Here is a 16,280-nt window from a genome sequence, read left to right as displayed (position 1 = left end):
TCTTACTCCTTCGCCTCGTTACGGCCCAAATGGAACGCCGTGACGGCTGCAGCGAGCAGCAGCATCGAGGCGAGTTCGACCACCAGCAGGTACGGGCCGAACAGGCTGATGCCCACGGCTTTCGCGTCTACGGTGGTGTGGCCGATGGCCTGGCCGCTCTGGTGAGCGAACAGCACATACAGCAGTTCGGCCAGCAGCAAGGCGGCGAGAATCACCGGACCGGCCCAGATGCCGGGCTTGAGCCAGACGCGTTCTTGCTGAACCGAGGCCGGGCCGAGGTTCAGCATCATCACCACGAACACGAACAGCACCATGATGGCACCGGCGTAGGCGATCACTTCCAGCACGCCGGCGAACGGCGCGCCGAGTGCGAAGAAAGTCATGGCCACGGCGATCAACGAGATGATCAGGTAGAGCAGGGCGTGCACAGGGTTGGTGTTGGTGACTACGCGAAGCGTGGACACAACAGCGATACCCGATGCGAAATAGAAAGCGAATTCCATCGTTCTTCCTTAAGGCAGCAAGCTCTTCACGTTGATCGGTTCGGCTTCGTTCTGCGCGGAGCCTTTCGGCTTGCCAGCGATTGCCATACCTGCAACACGATAGAAGTTGTAATCAGGGTTTTTGCCGGGGCCGGAGATCAACAGATCTTCTTTCTCGTACACCAGGTCCTGACGTTTGAACTCGGCCATCTCGAAATCCGGCGTCAGCTGGATCGCGGTGGTCGGACAGGCTTCCTCGCAGAGACCGCAGAAAATGCAGCGCGAGAAGTTGATACGGAAGAAGTCCGGGTACCAGCGACCGTCTTCGGTTTCCGCTTTCTGCAGCGAGATGCAACCCACCGGGCAAGCCACAGCGCAGAGGTTGCAGGCAACGCAACGCTCTTCGCCATCGGGGTCGCGGGTCAGGACGATGCGACCACGGTAGCGTGGTGGCAGGTAGACCGCTTCTTCCGGGTATTGCAGGGTGTCGCGTTTGCGAAAGCCATGGCCGAAGACCATGACCAGGCTGCGCAACTGGGTACCAGTACCCTTAACGATGTCGCCAATATATTTGAACATGGGTCAAATCCTCACTGAACCGCGACTGCAGGCGTGTTCCACAACACGACCGCAGCGGTCACCAGCAAATTGATCAGGGTCAGTGGCAGGCAGAATTTCCAGCTGAAATCCATCACCTGGTCATAACGCGGACGCGGAATGGAAGCGCGCAGCAGGATGAACAGCATGATGAAGAACGCGGTCTTCAGTGCGAACCAGACGAACGCCAGTTGCGGCAAGATGCCGAACGGACCGTGCCAGCCACCGAAGAACAGGGTGACCAGCAGCGCCGAGATCAGGATGATGCCGATGTATTCACCGACGAAGAACATGCCCCATTTCATACCGGCGTATTCAATGTGGTAACCGTCGGCCAGTTCCTGTTCCGCTTCCGGCTGGTCGAACGGGTGACGGTGAGTCACGGCGACGCCAGCGATGAAGAAGGTACAGAAGCCGAAGAACTGCGGAATGATGAACCACAGGTTCTGCGCCTGGTACTCGACGATGTCGCGCATGTTGAACGAGCCGACCTGGACCACGATGCCCATCAGGGCCAGGCCCATGAACACTTCGTAGGACACGGTCTGCGCCGATGCACGCAAGCTGCCGAGCAGGGCGAACTTGTTGTTACTCGACCAGCCGGCGAACAACACCGCGTAGACCGACAGACCGGCCATGGCGAAGAAGAACAGCAGGCCGATGTTCAGATCCGCGACGCCCCAGGTCGGGGTGATCGGGATGATCGCGAAGGCGATCAGCAGGGCCGACATGGCCACCACCGGTGCCAGGGTGAAAATCACCTTGTCGGCAAACGGCGGGGTCCAGTCTTCCTTGAAGAACATCTTCAGCATGTCGGCGGCGATCTGGAACATACCGAAGGGGCCAACGCGGTTCGGACCGTAACGGTCCTGCCACCAGCCCAGCAGGCGACGTTCGACAAAGCTGAGCAACGCGCCTGCGACCACCACGGCCAGCAGAATCACGATGGCTTTGACGACCGAGAGGATCACATCGATCACTTCAGGGGTGAACCAGGTCATTGCGCTGCCTCCTGCAGACCGTCGACGGATACGCCGGCGAATGCCGGTGGAATGCCGGCGATGCCCGCAGGCAATGCCACCAGACCGGCGCCCAGTTCTTCATTGATGCGCAGCGGCAGACGCAGGGTCTGGCCGGCCACGTTCAGGCTCAGCAGCGCACCGTCGTTGACGCCCAGACGATCCGCTTCGGACTTGGCCAGAGCAACGTACGGAGTCGGAATGCGCTCTTGCACCGGGGCGGCTTTCGAAGAGTTCTCTTCGCTGCCGAACAGGTGGAAGAACGGCACGGCTTGCCAGGTGCCCGGCGCCGGGTTGAACGCACGTGGCGCAGCGGCGAACCAGTTCAGCGAATCGCCAGTGCTTTCGATCAGGCGGGTGCCCGGGTCGCCAGCGCGAATGTGACCACCGACTTCGTCCTGGAACTTGTTCCACGCTTGTGGCGAGTTCCAGCCCGGCGACCAGGCGAACGGCACCTGCTGACGCGGTTCGGCAGAGCCCGAGTAACCTTCCATGGAGAAGGCAAACGCGGTGTCTTTGTCTTGCGGGGTGCGCGGTTCGTGAACGCTGATGTCGGCGCGCATCGCGGTGCGACCGGAGTAACGCAGCGGCTCACGCGCCAGTTTCAGACCCTTGATGCGGAACGCCGCCGATGGTGCAGCGTCGACGATACGCGCCAGTTGCTCGGTGCTCGAAGCAACGGCAGCGGTGACGTGGTCGAGTTGCGTCCAGTCGATTGGCTGGTTCAGCAGGGTCGCGCGCAGGGCGTGCAGCCAGCGCCAGCCTTCGTGAACGAGGATGCTCGCATCCATGTATTGCGGGTCGAAAACCTGGAAGAAGCGCTGGGCGCGACCTTCCTGGCTGACCAAAGTACCGTCGCCTTCAGCGAAGCTTGCGGCTGGCAGAACCAGGTGCGCGCGGTCGCTGGTAGCCGTTTTCTGATGGTCAGCAACGATCACCACTTGCGCAGCGTTCAGTGCGGCATCGACTTTTTCTTTGGCAGTGCGGGTGTACAGATCGTTTTCCAGCACAACGATGGCGTCGGCTTTACCGTCGATGACAGCTTGCAGCGCAGCATCCACCGATTCGCCACCGAGCATGGCCAGACCAAGGCTGTTGGCTTCCGGGACGATCAGGCTGATCGAACCGTTCTTCTCGCGCAGCTTCAGCGCCTTGGCGATGTTGGCGGCGGCTTCGATCAAGGCTTTGGAGCCCAGCGAAGTACCAGCGATGATCAGCGGACGTTTTGCCGCGAGCAGGGCGTCGGCGATGCGCTTGGCCAGTTCCAGTGCTTCAGCGTCCAGACCTTCAACGGCAGGGGCGCTGGCGTCCAGAGCGTGAGCCACGGCGAAACCGATGCGTGCCAGATCATCCGGAGCGGCGTGTACGCATTCTTCAGCAACGTCGTCGAGCTTGGTTTCCGCCAGGCTGGCGATGAACAGCGGGTTCAGCGCGTGCTGACCGATGTTCTTCACCGCCGCGTCGAGCCAAGGCTGAACGCGCATGGCTTCGGCCATGTCTTCAGCTTTGCCTTTGACCGATTGACGCAGCGACAGCGCCACACGGGCAGCGGTCTGGGTCAGGTCTTCACCGAGGACGAAAATTGCATCGTGGTCTTCGATGTCGCGCATGTTCGGCACAGGCAGCGGGCTGTCTTTCAGCACTTGCAGGACCAGACGGATGCGCTCCAGTTCGGACGCTTCGATACCCGAGTAGAAGTGCTCGGCGCCGACCAGTTCGCGCAACGCATAGTTGCTTTCAAGGCTGGCACGCGGCGAACCGATACCGACGATGTTGCGCCCGCGCAGCAGGTCAGCGGCTTTATCCAGTGCAGCATCCAGACCGAGCTTGGTGCCGTCGGCCAGCAGTGGCTGACGTGGACGGTCGGTGCGGTTGACGTAGCCATAACCGAAACGGCCACGGTCGCACAGGAAGTACTGGTTCACCGAACCGTTGAAACGGTTTTCGATGCGACGCAGTTCGCCGTAACGCTCGCCCGGGGAGATGTTGCAACCGCTCGAGCAGCCATGGCAGATGCTCGGTGCGAACTGCATGTCCCACTTACGGTTGTAGCGCTCGGAGTGAGTCTTGTCGGTGAACACACCGGTCGGGCAGACCTCGGTGAGGTTGCCGGAGAACTCGCTTTCGAGGGTGCCGTCTTCAACGCGACCGAAGTACACGTTGTCATGGGCGCCGAACACACCGAGGTCGGTGCCGCCAGCGTAATCCTTGTAGAAACGCACGCAGCGGTAGCAAGCGATGCAGCGGTTCATTTCGTGGGAAATGAACGGGCCCAGTTGCTGGTTCTGGTGGGTGCGTTTGGTGAAGCGATAACGGCGCTCGTTGTGGCCGGTCATCACTGTCATGTCTTGCAGGTGGCAATGACCGCCTTCTTCGCACACAGGGCAGTCGTGCGGGTGGTTGGTCATCAGCCATTCAACAACACTGGCGCGGAACGCCTTGGATTCTTCATCGTCGATGGAGATCCAGGTGTTGTCGGTGGCCGGGGTCATGCAGGACATGACGATGCGACCACGGGTGTCGTTCTCGTCGGTGTACTGCTTGACCGCGCACTGGCGGCAAGCCCCGACGCTACCAAGCGCGGGGTGCCAGCAGAAATAAGGGATGTCGAGGCCCAGCGACAGACATGCCTGTAACAGGTTGTCTGCCCCGTCGACTTCGAGCGCTTTGCCGTCTACGTGGATAGTGGCCATGGTTCAAAGGTCTTCGTTGGCCCGGTGTCAGCGGGCGTGGCTAATGGAATCTTGTTATTCGTCCGAATCCAGTCAGCCCCGAAAGGCGTCATCGGACGAAAGGCGAAGGGCACGGACCCTTCGCCTTTTTAAGCGTTTACGCGCCGATTACGATCGGCCTTGCCAGAGGCGGGACGGCGGCGCTGACTGGCGCGATACCGGCTTCGAACTCTGGACGGAAGTATTTGATGGCACTGCCCAACGGTTCCACGGCACCCGGTGCGTGAGCACAGAAGGTCTTGCCCGGGCCGAGGAAGTTGACCAGACCCAGCAGGGTCTCGATGTCGCCTGGCTGACCGCGACCTTGTTCGATGGCCATCAAGAGCTTGACGCTCCATGGCAGACCATCGCGGCATGGGGTGCAGAAACCGCACGACTCGCGAGCGAAGAACTGCTCCATGTTGCGCAGCAAGGAGACCATGTTGACGCTGTCATCCACCGCCATGGCCAGGCCGGTACCCATACGTGTGCCCACTTTGGCGATGCCGCCGGCGTACATCTGTGCGTCGAGGTGTTCTGGCAGGAGGAAACCGGTACCGGCGCCACCTGGCTGCCAGGCCTTGAGCTTGAAGCCGTCGCGCATGCCGCCGGCGTAGTCTTCGAACAACTCGCGACCGGTGACGCCGAATGGCAGCTCCCACAGGCCCGGGTTTTTCACTTTGCCGGAGAAGCCCATGAGCTTGGTGCCCATGTCTTCGCTGCCTTCGCGCGCCAACGATTTGTACCAGTCAACGCCGTCGGCAATGATCGCCGGCACGTTGCACAGGGTTTCGACGTTGTTCACGCAGGTCGGCTTGCCCCACACGCCGACGGCGGCAGGGAAGGGCGGCTTGGAGCGCGGGTTGGCGCGGCGGCCTTCGAGGGAGTTGATCAGTGCGGTTTCTTCACCGCAGATGTAACGCCCGGCGCCGGTGTGGACGAACAGCTCGAAATCGAAGCCGCTGCCGAGAATGTTTTTACCCAGCAGGCCAGCAGCCTTGGCTTCTTCCACGGCACGGTTGAGGTGCTTGGCGGCGGTGGTGTATTCGCCGCGCAGGAAGATGTAGCCACGGTAGGTTTTCAGTGCGCGGGCACTGATCAGCATGCCTTCGATCAGCAGATGGGGCAGTTGCTCCATCAGCATGCGGTCTTTCCAGGTGTTCGGCTCCATTTCATCCGCGTTGCACAGCAGGTAACGGATGTTGATGGATTCGTCTTTGGGCATCAGGCCCCACTTCACGCCCGTGGGGAAGCCTGCACCGCCGCGACCTTTGAGGCCGGCGTCTTTCACGGTCTGGACGATGGCGTCCTGATCCATGTCGGCGAAGGCTTTGCGCGCCGCGGCGTAACCGTTCTTGGCCTGGTATTCGTCGAGCCACACGGCTTCGCCGTCGTCACGCAGACGCCAGGTCAGCGGGTGAGTCTCGGCCGAACGCTGAATGCGGTTGGCAGGACCGAAAGATGTCAGGGTCATACGTAGCCCTCGAGCAGTTTGGCGACGCCAGCAGGCTGCACATCACCAAAGGTGTCGTCGTCGATCATCAGCGCCGGTGCCTTGTCGCAGTTGCCGAGGCAGCAGACAGGCAGCAGGGTGAAACGACCGTCGGTGGTGGTCTGACCCAGGCCGATGCCCAGATTGTTCTGGATTTCGCTGACCACCGACTCGTGGCCACCGATGTAGCAGACCATGCTGTCGCAGACGCGAATGATGTGACGGCCAACCGGCTGACGGAAAATCTGGCTATAGAACGTCGCCACACCCTCAACGTCGCTGGCCGGGATGCCGAGGATCTCGCCGATCGCGTACAAGGCGCCATCCGGCACCCAGCCGCGTTCTTTCTGAACGATCTTCAGGGCTTCGATCGACGCCGCGCGCGGGTCTTCGTAGTGATGCAGCTCGTGCTCGATGGCCGAGCGCTCGGTTTCACTGAGGGTGAAACGGTCTGTCTGGATAAGCGTGCTGTTCATGCTTAGCGGTCCACGTCGGCCATAACGAAATCGATACTACCCAGGTACGCAATCATGTCCGCGACCATGCTGCCTTTGATCACCGAAGGGATCTGTTGCAGATGCGGGAAGCTTGGAGTGCGGATCCGGGTACGGTAGCTCATGGTGCCGCCGTCGCTCGTCAGGTAATAACTGTTGATGCCCTTGGTCGCTTCGATCATCTGGAAGGATTCGTTGGCCGGCATCACCGGGCCCCACGAAACTTGCAGGAAGTGCGTGATCAGGGTTTCGATGTGCTGCAGCGTGCGCTCTTTCGGCGGCGGCGTGGTCAGCGGGTGATCCGCCTTGTACGGGCCTTCCGGCATGTTGCGCATGCACTGGTCGATGATCTTGATGCTCTGGCGCATTTCTTCAACGCGAACCATGCAGCGGTCGTAGGCATCGCCATTTGCGGCCAGCGGCACTTCGAATTCGAAGTTCTCGTAGCCCGAGTACGGACGCGCTTTACGCAGGTCGAAATCGCAACCGGTCGAACGCAGGCCAGCACCGGTGACACCCCATTCCAGGGCTTCTTTGGTGTTGTACTGGGCGACGCCGATGGTACGACCCTTGAGGATGCTGTTCTGCAGGGCAGCCTTGGTGTATTCGTCGAGGCGTTTTGGCAGCCATTCAACGAAGTCTTTCACCAGTTTTTCCCAGCCGCGCGGCAGGTCGTGCGCGACGCCACCGATGCGGTACCAGGCCGGGTGCAGACGGAAACCGGTGATGGCTTCAATCACCGTGTACGCCTTCTGGCGGTCGGTAAAGGTGAAGAACACCGGAGTCATGGCGCCGACGTCCTGGATGTAAGTCCCGAGGAACAGCAGGTGGCTGGTGATCCGGAAGAACTCGGCCATCATGATGCGGATGACGTCGACCTTCTCAGGCACCTTGATGCCGGCCAGCTTCTCGACCGAGAGCACGTACGGCAGGTTGTTCATCACGCCGCCGAGGTAGTCGATACGGTCGGTGTACGGGATGAAACTGTGCCACGACTGACGCTCGGCCATCTTCTCGGCACCACGGTGGTGGTAACCGATGTCCGGCACGCAGTCGACGATCTCTTCACCGTCCAGTTGCAGAATGATGCGAAACGCACCGTGCGCAGAAGGGTGGTTCGGGCCGAGGTTGAGGAACATGTAGTCCTCGTTCGGGCCGGAACGCTTCATGCCCCAGTCTTCCGGACGGAAGCGCGCGGCTTCTTCCTCAAGCTGTTGCTTGGCGAGGTTGAGGCTGTACGGATCGAATTCGGTGGCGCGCGCCGGGAAGTCCTTGCGCAGCGGGTGACCTTCCCAGGTCGGCGGCATCATGATGCGCGACAGGTGCGGGTGACCTTTGAAGTCGATGCCGAACATGTCCCAGACTTCACGCTCGTACCAGTTGGCGTTCGGCCAGATGCTGGTGACGGTCGGCAAGCTGAGGTCGCTCTCGGACAAGGCAACCTTGATCATCACGTCACTATTACGCTCGAGCGACATGAGGTGATAGAACACGGTGAACTCGGCGTCCGATGGCAGCCCTTGACGCTTGGTGCGCAGACGCTCGTCCACGCCGTGCAGGTCATAGAGCATGACGTACGGCTTGGGCAGGTTACGCAGGAAAGTCAGGACTTCGACGAGTCTGGCACGCGCCACCCACAGCACCGGCATGCCGGTGCGGGTCGGCTGGGCGGTGAACGCCTCCGGGCCAAAACGGTTGTTCAATTCGACGACCACATCCTGGTCGTCTGCCTTATAAGGCGGGATGTACAGAGCGCTGCCTGTAGTCATGGTTATTTTTTCGCTTTCGGTCAACGTAAAGAATGAAGCCAGCTTCTCGTTTCTATTTCAGAACAGATCTGGATCAGACTTCGTCAGGGCTGCGCAGGTTGGTGACTGCGATTCGCTGTTCGCGGCGCTGTTCCTTCTGCGAAGGCATGTCGGCGCGATACACGCCTTGATCACCAACGACCCAGGAAAGCGGACGACGCTCCTGTCCAATCGATTCCTGCAACAGCATCAAGCCTTGCAGAAATGCTTCCGGACGGGGCGGGCAGCCAGGTACGTAGACGTCCACGGGCAGGAACTTGTCCACCCCTTGAACCACAGAGTAGATGTCGTACATGCCGCCGGAGTTGGCGCACGAACCCATGGAGATAACCCACTTTGGTTCGAGCATTTGCTCGTAGAGACGCTGAATGATCGGCGCCATCTTGATGAAGCAGGTACCGGCGATAACCATGAAGTCGGCCTGACGCGGCGATGCCCGGATCACTTCGGCGCCAAAGCGCGCAATGTCGTGGGGCGCCGTGAAGGCGGTGGTCATTTCCACGTAGCAGCACGACAGGCCGAAGTTGTACGGCCACAGGGAGTTCTTACGTCCCCAGTTGACCGCGCCACTCAGCACGTCTTCCAGCTTGCCCATGAAAATGTTTTTGTGAACTTGATCTTCTAACGGATCGGAAACGGTTTCCCGTTCGCCAATCGGATATTGCTCGTTAGGAGCATCGGGGTCGATCCTGGTGAGATTGTATTGCATTGCCAAAGCCTCATTGTTTCAGCTTCGCCTGCCGCTTGCGACGAGCTTCCGGAGCCCAGTCAAGGGCGCCCACTCGGAACAGGTAGACAAGACCTGCCAACAGAATTGCTATGAAAACGAGAGCTTCGACGAATCCGGTCCAGCCGCTTTCGCGGACGGACACAGACCATGCAAAGAGAAAGAGGGCTTCGATATCGAAGATCACGAAGAGCATCGCGACCAGATAGAATTTGGCTGAGAGCCGCAAGCGGGCGCCACCGGTAGGTAGCATGCCCGACTCGAACGGTTCGTTTTTGCTGCGGCCCCAGGCTTTTGACCCGAGGAGGCTGGAGACGCCAAGCATGAAGGCACACAGGCCGACGACACCCAGAAGGAAAATGGCAAAGCCCCAGTTGTGGGCCATGAGTCCTGTCGCTTCGGGCATGCTGGTAATCCTTAACAGAGAGCAAAGGTCTCTGAGCTTGATAAAGAAATAGGCAGTGACGATATGTCGCAGCAATCAATCGCGCTGATTTTATGGCTAAACACCCTGCAAGTAAAATTCCTATAGCGAAATTATTTATTGGAATAAGGACATAGCGCATCTCCAATGCCCTGCAGCCCATGCGTTGTGGGCATTAGGCGGGTTTATGCAAATAATGTTTTGTAGGGAATGTAACGAACATAGTTGCGGCTAAATGATAATTGATATCGTTTGCGGGCGTTTTGTAACTGTTTAACGGGATGTCAGTTGGGAAGTTGTCTTACTTGCACGTTACTGCAATTAGCGACGGCGCCCGTTTTAGCGGATTTTTCTGACGGTTGTACCGCTCTGGATCAATGTTTTTGTCTGGGCTGCGCCGATCCCTGTAGGAGTGAGCCTGCTCGCGATAGCGGTGCGTCAGCTTGCGCATGCGGTGACTGACCCACCGCTATCGCGAGCAGGCTCACTCCTACAGGGATTTGTGGTGTTCATTAAATCGGGGCAAAAAAACGCCCCGAACCAGTCGGGGCGTCAGTTTTGCGGCTCTGCGGTTAGCTTTCTATACGATCCGCAAAGGCCGTTTGCTCAGCGAAGCAGAATCAGTGGAACTGTTCTTCTTCAGTCGAGCCGGTCAGTGCGGTTACCGAGGACGAGCCACCTTGAATCACAGTGGTCATGTCGTCGAAGTAGCCGGTGCCCACTTCCTGCTGGTGAGCCACGAAGGTGTAACCCTTGGCGGCGTCAGCGAATTCCTGCTCCTGCAGCTTCACGTAGGCAGTCATGTCGTTGCGGGCGTAGTCGTGCGCCAGGTTGAACATGCTGTGCCACATGTTGTGAATGCCGGCCAGGGTGATGAACTGGTGCTTGTAACCCATGGCGGACAGTTCGCGCTGGAACTTGGCGATGGTCGCGTCGTCGAGGTTTTTCTTCCAGTTGAAGGAAGGCGAGCAGTTGTACGACAGCAGTTGGTCCGGGTATTCCTTTTTGATCGCTTCGGCGAAGCGACGAGCTTCGTCCAGATCCGGCTTGGCAGTTTCGCACCAGATCAGGTCGGCGTATGGCGCGTAAGCCAGGCCACGGGCGATGGCTTGATCCAGGCCAGCACGAACCTTGTAGAAACCTTCCTGAGTGCGCTCGCCAGTCACGAACGGCTGGTCGTACGGGTCGCAATCGGATGTCAGCAGGTCAGCAGCGTTCGCGTCGGTACGGGCCAGAATGATGGTCGGGGTACCGGCAACGTCAGCAGCCAAGCGAGCAGCGGTCAGCTTCTGTACGGCTTCCTGAGTAGGGACCAGTACTTTACCGCCCATGTGACCGCATTTTTTTACGGAAGCCAGTTGGTCTTCGAAGTGAACGCCGGCGGCGCCTGCTTCGATCATGCTCTTCATCAGCTCGTAGGCGTTCAGCACGCCGCCGAAACCGGCTTCGGCGTCAGCCACGATCGGTGCGAAGTAGTCGATGTAGCCATCGTCGCCCGGGTTCTTGCCGGCTTTCCACTGGATCTGGTCAGCACGACGGAACGAGTTGTTGATGCGCTTGACCACGGTTGGCACCGAGTCCACCGGGTACAGCGACTGGTCCGGGTACATGGATTCTGCGGAGTTGTTGTCCGCAGCAACCTGCCAGCCCGACAGGTAGATCGCCTGGATGCCGGCTTTAACCTGCTGAACAGCCTGGCCACCGGTCAGGGCGCCCATGCAGTTGACGAAATCTTTCTCAGGACGGAAGGAAGGCTTGGCACCCTGGGTGACCAGGTTCCACAGCTTCTCGGCGCCCATTTTTGCAAAGGTGTGCTCAGGTTGAACCGAGCCACGCAGACGGACGACGTCAGCAGCGGAGTAAGTGCGTGTCACGCCTTTCCAGCGCGGGTTTTCAGCCCAGTCTTTTTCGAGGGCTGCAATTTGCTGTTCGCGTGTCAGTGCCATGGAGATAAACCTCGTCGCGTCTTTATGAAAAGTTGTTCTGCGGTGGAAAATTCCTGCGCTCGCTGACCAGAAGCTTAGGTGGTCAAGTCGGATTCGGCGGGGTAGGCGACGGGATGAACGATAGGCTCGAGGGGAAGTGAGCAGGTAGTGGCGGACTGCGGGCGCATTCGGGCGTCGTGGGCCTTTATACGGTCTACAGTGTGAAGCCGGGTTACCTAATTACGCTTCCGTCCCTCGGGACAACTTCGTTCCAGTCGGCAACCTCGTCAAACACACCTTGTGGGCGGTACAGACACGAAGCGGTTCGCGGGGTAGGTGCGAACATCGCTTCGAAGGCCCTTGCCAGGGCCTCTGATTAGCGGGAGCGAGGCCATCATGCCTTCGCTTTTTTACCCCGTCAAACGTTTTGTAGTGCTTTTTTTCAAGCACTACATCTTTCGTCTAATACGACTAATCAGTCAGTTTTCGGTGCTTTAGTCCAAGGCGTCGACTTTGACCCGCAAGGTCATGTCATCCCGGCCTTGAGTCGAGTAGCTGCGGGTCAGGCCCTGTTTGTCGGCCTGAGTCTGGCGATTGACGCCGGCGAGGGTGATCCACTCGCCGAGGCGCCCGCTGACCGTTGTGTCGGTGCTTTGCACGTTCACTACATCGGGACGTTCCTGGCTCATGCGGTCACGGTTGGTACTGATTGCCAGGTGAACGATGTCGCCGGTGACGCTGGCGGTGACATAGAAACCCTGGGTGACGTTGCGGTATTGGGTCTGGCTGCTGTAATCGCCATAGGAATTGGTCTGGCTGCTGGTGATCGGCACACTTTGACCGACTTGAATCAGCGCCGGCATGCCGTCGGTGGCCTGCACCTGCTGCACGCCGCCGTCGCGACTGGCGGTGCTGCGGCTGATGATGCGGGTCTGGTTCGGCTGGGCGCCGTTGACCGAATAACCTTCGTCGCCACGGCCATTGTTTTCATTGGTGTCGACGGTGATCAGCAGACGCTTGGGCGCCGTGTCCAGTTGGGTGATCAGCGCCTTGAGCTCCTGGATCTTGTCCGGCTCAGCCTTGATGATCAGTTGGTTGCCATAGGCGCTGACCTGACCGTCCTTGCCGAGGAAGTCTTGCGCCATCGGCAGCATGTCAGTACTGGTGCGGTAATTGAGGGGCACGATTTCTGTGGCTGCCATCACCGAAAAACTGCAACCGAGCAGCAGGGTGGTGAGCAGGGTGCGTAGGGACATGTCCGTTATCTCCGCTTTCGAAAGTCTTGATATTGCCAGTTTGTCGGCCTTGGGTGGGGCAAGTTGAATCGTAGACAGCAAAACGCCCCGGCATCGGTTGATGTCGGGGCGTGATCGTTCCCACGCTCTGCGTGGGAATGCAGCCAGTGACGCTCTGCGTCACATGCCGCAAGGGACGCGGAGCGTCCCGAGAGGCATTCCCACGCAGAGCGTGGGAACGATCAGGGCAGAGCTCAACCCGAATGCCGAACCATGTCGGCATGCGGAATCCCGGCTTCGAGGAATTCCTCGCTGATCAGGCTGAAGCCGAGGCGCTCATAGAACGCCGTGGCCTGCACCTGAGCGCTGAGCATTTGCTGCTTCAAGCCACGCGCTTCAGCTTCAGCGATGACTGCTTGCATCAGCGCATCACCGACCTTCATCCCGCGCCAGTCTTTCAGTACCGAAACGCGGCCAATGTGCCCGTCAGGCAGCAGGCGCGCAGTACCGATCGGAAAGTCGCCTTCAAACGCCAGAAAATGCACGGCGGTCGCGTCGTCCGCGTCCCATTCCAGCTCAGGTGGCACCGATTGCTCGGCGATGAACACCGTTTCACGAATGCGCCGGATCTCGGCGATGTCCTTCTGCCAGTCTGCGACACGTACGCGAATCTTATTCATCGGCGAACCCCAGGCTCCCTTGCTTGACCAGCTGGCACAGCAGGCTGCAAGCGTCTTCGTCGTTCAGCCACTCGCCGAGGTTGTCGGTGTGCAGGGCGTCGGCGGCGCAGATCAGCTTCAGCAACTCGCGCAGCTTGCCCGGCAGGTAACGGCTCTGGCCGCTGGCGAACAGCAGCAGGTCGTCATCGACTTCCGACCAGGCCAGGCGTGCGCTCGGATTGCGGATCAGAATGGCGCCATCCTGCAGGGCCGCGAGGAAATCTTCTTCTTCGATTTCTTCCGGGCCGGCCACCAGTTCCGGGTAGCGCGGCTCGGTCATGTACTGGCCGAACCAGGTCAGCAGCAGGCGCTCGTCGCTCATGTGTTCGGCAAGCAGGGCTTTCAGGCGATCCAGTGCATCGTGCTGAATCTGGTGTGGATCGGCTGCAGGCTGTGCGTCGGCGTCGGTGTAGCGCTCTTCATCAGTCAGGAACTGGCTGAGGAAGTCGGTGAAGTGAGTCAGCACTTCGGAAGCGCTTGGTGCGCGGAAGCCGACCGAGTAGGTCATGCAGTTATCGACCGCGACACCGCAGTGCGCCAAGCGCGGCGGCAGGTAGAGCATGTCGCCCGGTTCCAGGACCCATTCTTCGGTCTCGTGGAATTCAGCGAGGATGCGCAGGTCCGCGTGTTGCAGCAGCGGGCTCTCGGAATCGCACATCTGGCCGATTTTCCAGTTGCGCTTGCCGTGGCCTTGCAGCAGGAACACGTCGTAGTTGTCGAAGTGCGGGCCGACGCTGCCACCTGGGGCGGCGAAGCTGATCATCACGTCGTCGACGCGCCAGCTCGGCAGGAAACGGAAGTTTTCCAGCAGTTCGCTGACTTCCGGGACGAATTGGTCGACGGCTTGAGCCAGCAGGGTCCACTCTTTTTCCGGCAGTTTGCTGAATTCGTCTTCTGCGAACGGGCCGCGACGCAGTTCCCATGGACGCTCGCCGTGCTCGATCACCAGGCGCGATTCGACTTCTTCTTCCAGGGCCAGGCCGGCCAGTTCGTCGGCGTCGATCGGGCTTTCGAAGTCAGGAATCGCCTGACGGATCAGCAGTGGCTTTTTCTGCCAGTAGTCGCGCAGGAATTCGCGTGCTGTGAGGCCGCCCAGAAGTTGAAGAGGAATATCGGAATTCATATGTAACCTATTGAAAAAAAGCACTTTTCAGACGGGAATAAAAACGCCCGGCGCGGCCGGGCGTCTCAAACGGATCAAGCGGTCGATCAGATGCGTTTGGCTTGCGCTACAGCGTTGCCGATGTAGTTGGCCGGGGTCAGTTGCTTGAGCTCGGCTTTCGCTTCGGCAGGCATGTCCAGGCCATCGATGAAAGTCTGCAACGCTTCAGGGCTGATGCCCTTGCCGCGGGTCAGTTCTTTCAGCTTCTCGTACGGGTTTTCGATGTTGTAGCGGCGCATCACGGTCTGGATCGGCTCAGCCAGCACTTCCCAGCAAGCGTCGAGGTCAGCGGCAATCTTCTGCTCGTTGAGCTCCAGTTTGCTGATGCCTTTGAGGCTGGCTTCGTACGCGATCACGCTGTGGGCGAAGCCGACACCGAGGTTACGCAGTACGGTGGAGTCGGTCAGGTCGCGCTGCCAGCGGGAGATCGGCAGTTTGCTCGCCAGGTGCTGGAACAGTGCGTTGGCGATGCCCAGGTTGCCTTCGGAGTTTTCGAAGTCGATCGGGTTGACCTTGTGCGGCATGGTCGACGAACCGATTTCGCCAGCGATGGTGCGCTGCTTGAAATAACCCAGGGAGATGTAGCCCCAGATGTCACGGTCGAAGTCGATCAGGATGGTGTTGAAGCGCGCGATGGCGTCGAACAGCTCGGCGATGTAGTCGTGCGGTTCGATCTGCGTGGTGTACGGGTTGAAGCCCAGGCCCAGTTCGTCTTCGATGAAGGCGCGGGCGTTGGCTTCCCAGTCGATCTGCGGGTAGGCCGACAGGTGTGCGTTGTAGTTACCGACAGCGCCGTTGATCTTGCCCAGCAGCGGCACGGCAGCGACTTGAGCGATCTGACGCTCGAGACGGTAAACCACGTTCGCCAGCTCTTTCCCCAAAGTAGTCGGGGAGGCCGGTTGACCGTGGGTGCGCGACAGCATTGGCACGTCAGCGAAACGGATGGCCAGTTCGCGGATGGCGTTGGCGGTCTGGCGCATCAGCGGCAGCATCACGTCGTCACGGCCTTCGCGCAGCATCAGGGCGTGGGACAGGTTGTTGATGTCTTCACTGGTGCAGGCAAAGTGGATGAACTCGCTGACCTTGGCCAGCTCCGGCAGCTTGGCCGCCTGCTCCTTGAGCAGGTATTCGATCGCTTTGACGTCGTGGTTGGTGGTGCGCTCGATCTCTTTGACGCGCTCGGCGTGCTCCAGCGAGAAGTTTTCAGCCAGTTCATTGAGAACGGCGTTGGCCTCGGCGGAGAAGGCTGGCACTTCAGGGACACCAGCGTGGGCGGCCAGGCGCTGGAGCCAGCGCACTTCAACCAGAACACGGGCACGGATCAGGCCGTACTCGCTGAAAATCGGGCGCAGGGCCTGGGTTTTGCCGGCGTAGCGGCCGTCAACAGGGGAAACCGCAGTGAGCGAAGAAAGCTGCATGGGGTGTTCTCGGACAGTCGGGCAACGAAATGGGGCGCGTATCATACATGAAAAAATCCGCCGGTCC

General features: G+C 59.7%; 14 protein-coding genes. All 14 read right to left on the bottom strand.

Annotation, left to right across the window (positions count from 1 at the left end; all coding sequences use genetic code 11):
* Nucleotides 1-2 precede the first annotated feature (2 nt).
* The 14 genes from nuoJ to purB all read right to left on the bottom strand — a co-directional run bounded on the left by nuoJ (nt 3) and on the right by purB (nt 16,213).
* A complete protein-coding gene (nuoJ, locus tag AB4N74_RS13080) occupies nt 3-503 on the bottom strand; it encodes an NADH-quinone oxidoreductase subunit J (protein WP_007920176.1) in 501 nt (166 codons plus the stop codon).
* Between the two features lie 9 nt (nt 504-512).
* A complete protein-coding gene (gene nuoI, locus AB4N74_RS13075) occupies nt 513-1,061 on the bottom strand; it encodes an NADH-quinone oxidoreductase subunit NuoI (RefSeq protein ID WP_007920177.1) in 549 nt (182 codons plus the stop codon).
* 11 nt (nt 1,062-1,072) lie between these two features.
* Nucleotides 1,073-2,080: an NADH-quinone oxidoreductase subunit NuoH gene (nuoH, locus tag AB4N74_RS13070; protein ID WP_007920179.1), complete on the bottom strand. Its 1,008-nt coding sequence runs from the start codon at nt 2,078-2,080 to the stop codon at nt 1,073-1,075.
* Entirely contained in the window at nt 2,077-4,791 is a 2,715-nt protein-coding gene (nuoG, locus tag AB4N74_RS13065; RefSeq protein ID WP_460100629.1) for an NADH-quinone oxidoreductase subunit NuoG, read from the bottom strand. Before nuoG ends, nuoH begins: the two co-directional genes overlap by 4 nt.
* Nucleotides 4,792-4,927: 136 nt before the next feature.
* The gene (gene nuoF / locus AB4N74_RS13060) at nt 4,928-6,283 is read right to left on the bottom strand and encodes an NADH-quinone oxidoreductase subunit NuoF (RefSeq protein WP_007920184.1); all 1,356 of its coding nucleotides are present in this window, start codon (nt 6,281-6,283) and stop codon (nt 4,928-4,930) included.
* Nucleotides 6,280-6,777, bottom strand: a complete 498-nt coding sequence (nuoE, locus tag AB4N74_RS13055) for an NADH-quinone oxidoreductase subunit NuoE (RefSeq protein WP_007920186.1) — start codon at nt 6,775-6,777, stop codon at nt 6,280-6,282. The genes nuoF and nuoE overlap by 4 nt, the downstream gene beginning before the upstream one ends.
* Before the next feature lie 2 nt (nt 6,778-6,779).
* The gene (gene nuoC / locus AB4N74_RS13050) at nt 6,780-8,564 is read right to left on the bottom strand and encodes an NADH-quinone oxidoreductase subunit C/D (protein WP_093434270.1); all 1,785 of its coding nucleotides are present in this window, start codon (nt 8,562-8,564) and stop codon (nt 6,780-6,782) included.
* A 73-nt stretch (nt 8,565-8,637) separates the two neighbouring features.
* The gene (locus AB4N74_RS13045) at nt 8,638-9,312 is read right to left on the bottom strand and encodes a NuoB/complex I 20 kDa subunit family protein (RefSeq protein ID WP_003223809.1); all 675 of its coding nucleotides are present in this window, start codon (nt 9,310-9,312) and stop codon (nt 8,638-8,640) included.
* 10 nt (nt 9,313-9,322) lie between these two features.
* Nucleotides 9,323-9,736 carry an NADH-quinone oxidoreductase subunit A gene (locus tag AB4N74_RS13040; RefSeq protein ID WP_003223812.1) on the bottom strand — a complete coding sequence of 138 codons (414 nt, stop codon included), beginning with the start codon at nt 9,734-9,736 and terminating at the stop codon, nt 9,323-9,325.
* A 638-nt stretch (nt 9,737-10,374) separates the two neighbouring features.
* A complete protein-coding gene (gene aceA / locus AB4N74_RS13035) occupies nt 10,375-11,700 on the bottom strand; it encodes an isocitrate lyase (RefSeq protein WP_093434273.1) in 1,326 nt (441 codons plus the stop codon).
* A 473-nt stretch (nt 11,701-12,173) separates the two neighbouring features.
* Nucleotides 12,174-12,935, bottom strand: a complete 762-nt coding sequence (locus AB4N74_RS13030) for a secretin N-terminal domain-containing protein (RefSeq protein WP_116256078.1) — start codon at nt 12,933-12,935, stop codon at nt 12,174-12,176.
* A 233-nt stretch (nt 12,936-13,168) separates the two neighbouring features.
* A complete protein-coding gene (locus AB4N74_RS13025) occupies nt 13,169-13,594 on the bottom strand; it encodes a GNAT family N-acetyltransferase (protein ID WP_460100622.1) in 426 nt (141 codons plus the stop codon).
* The gene (locus tag AB4N74_RS13020; RefSeq protein ID WP_460100619.1) at nt 13,587-14,756 is read right to left on the bottom strand and encodes a ribosomal protein uL16 3-hydroxylase; all 1,170 of its coding nucleotides are present in this window, start codon (nt 14,754-14,756) and stop codon (nt 13,587-13,589) included. The genes AB4N74_RS13025 and AB4N74_RS13020 overlap by 8 nt, the downstream gene beginning before the upstream one ends.
* An 86-nt stretch (nt 14,757-14,842) precedes the next feature.
* Nucleotides 14,843-16,213, bottom strand: coding sequence for an adenylosuccinate lyase (gene purB / locus AB4N74_RS13015; RefSeq protein WP_257355509.1), 1,371 nt, complete (start codon nt 16,211-16,213; stop codon nt 14,843-14,845).
* Nucleotides 16,214-16,280: the final 67 nt, after the last annotated feature.

Source organism: Pseudomonas sp. H3_C08 (genome assembly GCF_054669455.1).
Note: the sequence above shows the minus strand (reverse complement) of the source record. Positions and strands in the feature narration are given on the sequence as shown.

What these genes read in the sequence shown, in the direction of transcription:
- nuoE (WP_007920186.1), bottom strand. Translation starts at nt 6,777, where the DNA reads ATGAACAGCACGCTTATCCAGACAGACCGTTTCACCCTCAGTGAAACC.
- nuoI (WP_007920177.1), bottom strand. Translation starts at nt 1,061, where the DNA reads ATGTTCAAATATATTGGCGACATCGTTAAGGGTACTGGTACCCAGTTG.
- nuoJ (WP_007920176.1), bottom strand. Translation starts at nt 503, where the DNA reads ATGGAATTCGCTTTCTATTTCGCATCGGGTATCGCTGTTGTGTCCACG.
- AB4N74_RS13040 (WP_003223812.1), bottom strand. Translation starts at nt 9,736, where the DNA reads ATGCCCGAAGCGACAGGACTCATGGCCCACAACTGGGGCTTTGCCATT.
- nuoF (WP_007920184.1), bottom strand. Translation starts at nt 6,283, where the DNA reads ATGACCCTGACATCTTTCGGTCCTGCCAACCGCATTCAGCGTTCGGCC.
- AB4N74_RS13030 (WP_116256078.1), bottom strand. Translation starts at nt 12,935, where the DNA reads ATGTCCCTACGCACCCTGCTCACCACCCTGCTGCTCGGTTGCAGTTTT.
- purB (WP_257355509.1), bottom strand. Translation starts at nt 16,213, where the DNA reads ATGCAGCTTTCTTCGCTCACTGCGGTTTCCCCTGTTGACGGCCGCTAC.
- AB4N74_RS13020 (WP_460100619.1), bottom strand. Translation starts at nt 14,756, where the DNA reads ATGAATTCCGATATTCCTCTTCAACTTCTGGGCGGCCTCACAGCACGC.
- aceA (WP_093434273.1), bottom strand. Translation starts at nt 11,700, where the DNA reads ATGGCACTGACACGCGAACAGCAAATTGCAGCCCTCGAAAAAGACTGG.
- AB4N74_RS13045 (WP_003223809.1), bottom strand. Translation starts at nt 9,312, where the DNA reads ATGCAATACAATCTCACCAGGATCGACCCCGATGCTCCTAACGAGCAA.
- nuoH (WP_007920179.1), bottom strand. Translation starts at nt 2,080, where the DNA reads ATGACCTGGTTCACCCCTGAAGTGATCGATGTGATCCTCTCGGTCGTC.
- nuoC (WP_093434270.1), bottom strand. Translation starts at nt 8,564, where the DNA reads ATGACTACAGGCAGCGCTCTGTACATCCCGCCTTATAAGGCAGACGAC.
- nuoG (WP_460100629.1), bottom strand. Translation starts at nt 4,791, where the DNA reads ATGGCCACTATCCACGTAGACGGCAAAGCGCTCGAAGTCGACGGGGCA.
- AB4N74_RS13025 (WP_460100622.1), bottom strand. Translation starts at nt 13,594, where the DNA reads ATGAATAAGATTCGCGTACGTGTCGCAGACTGGCAGAAGGACATCGCC.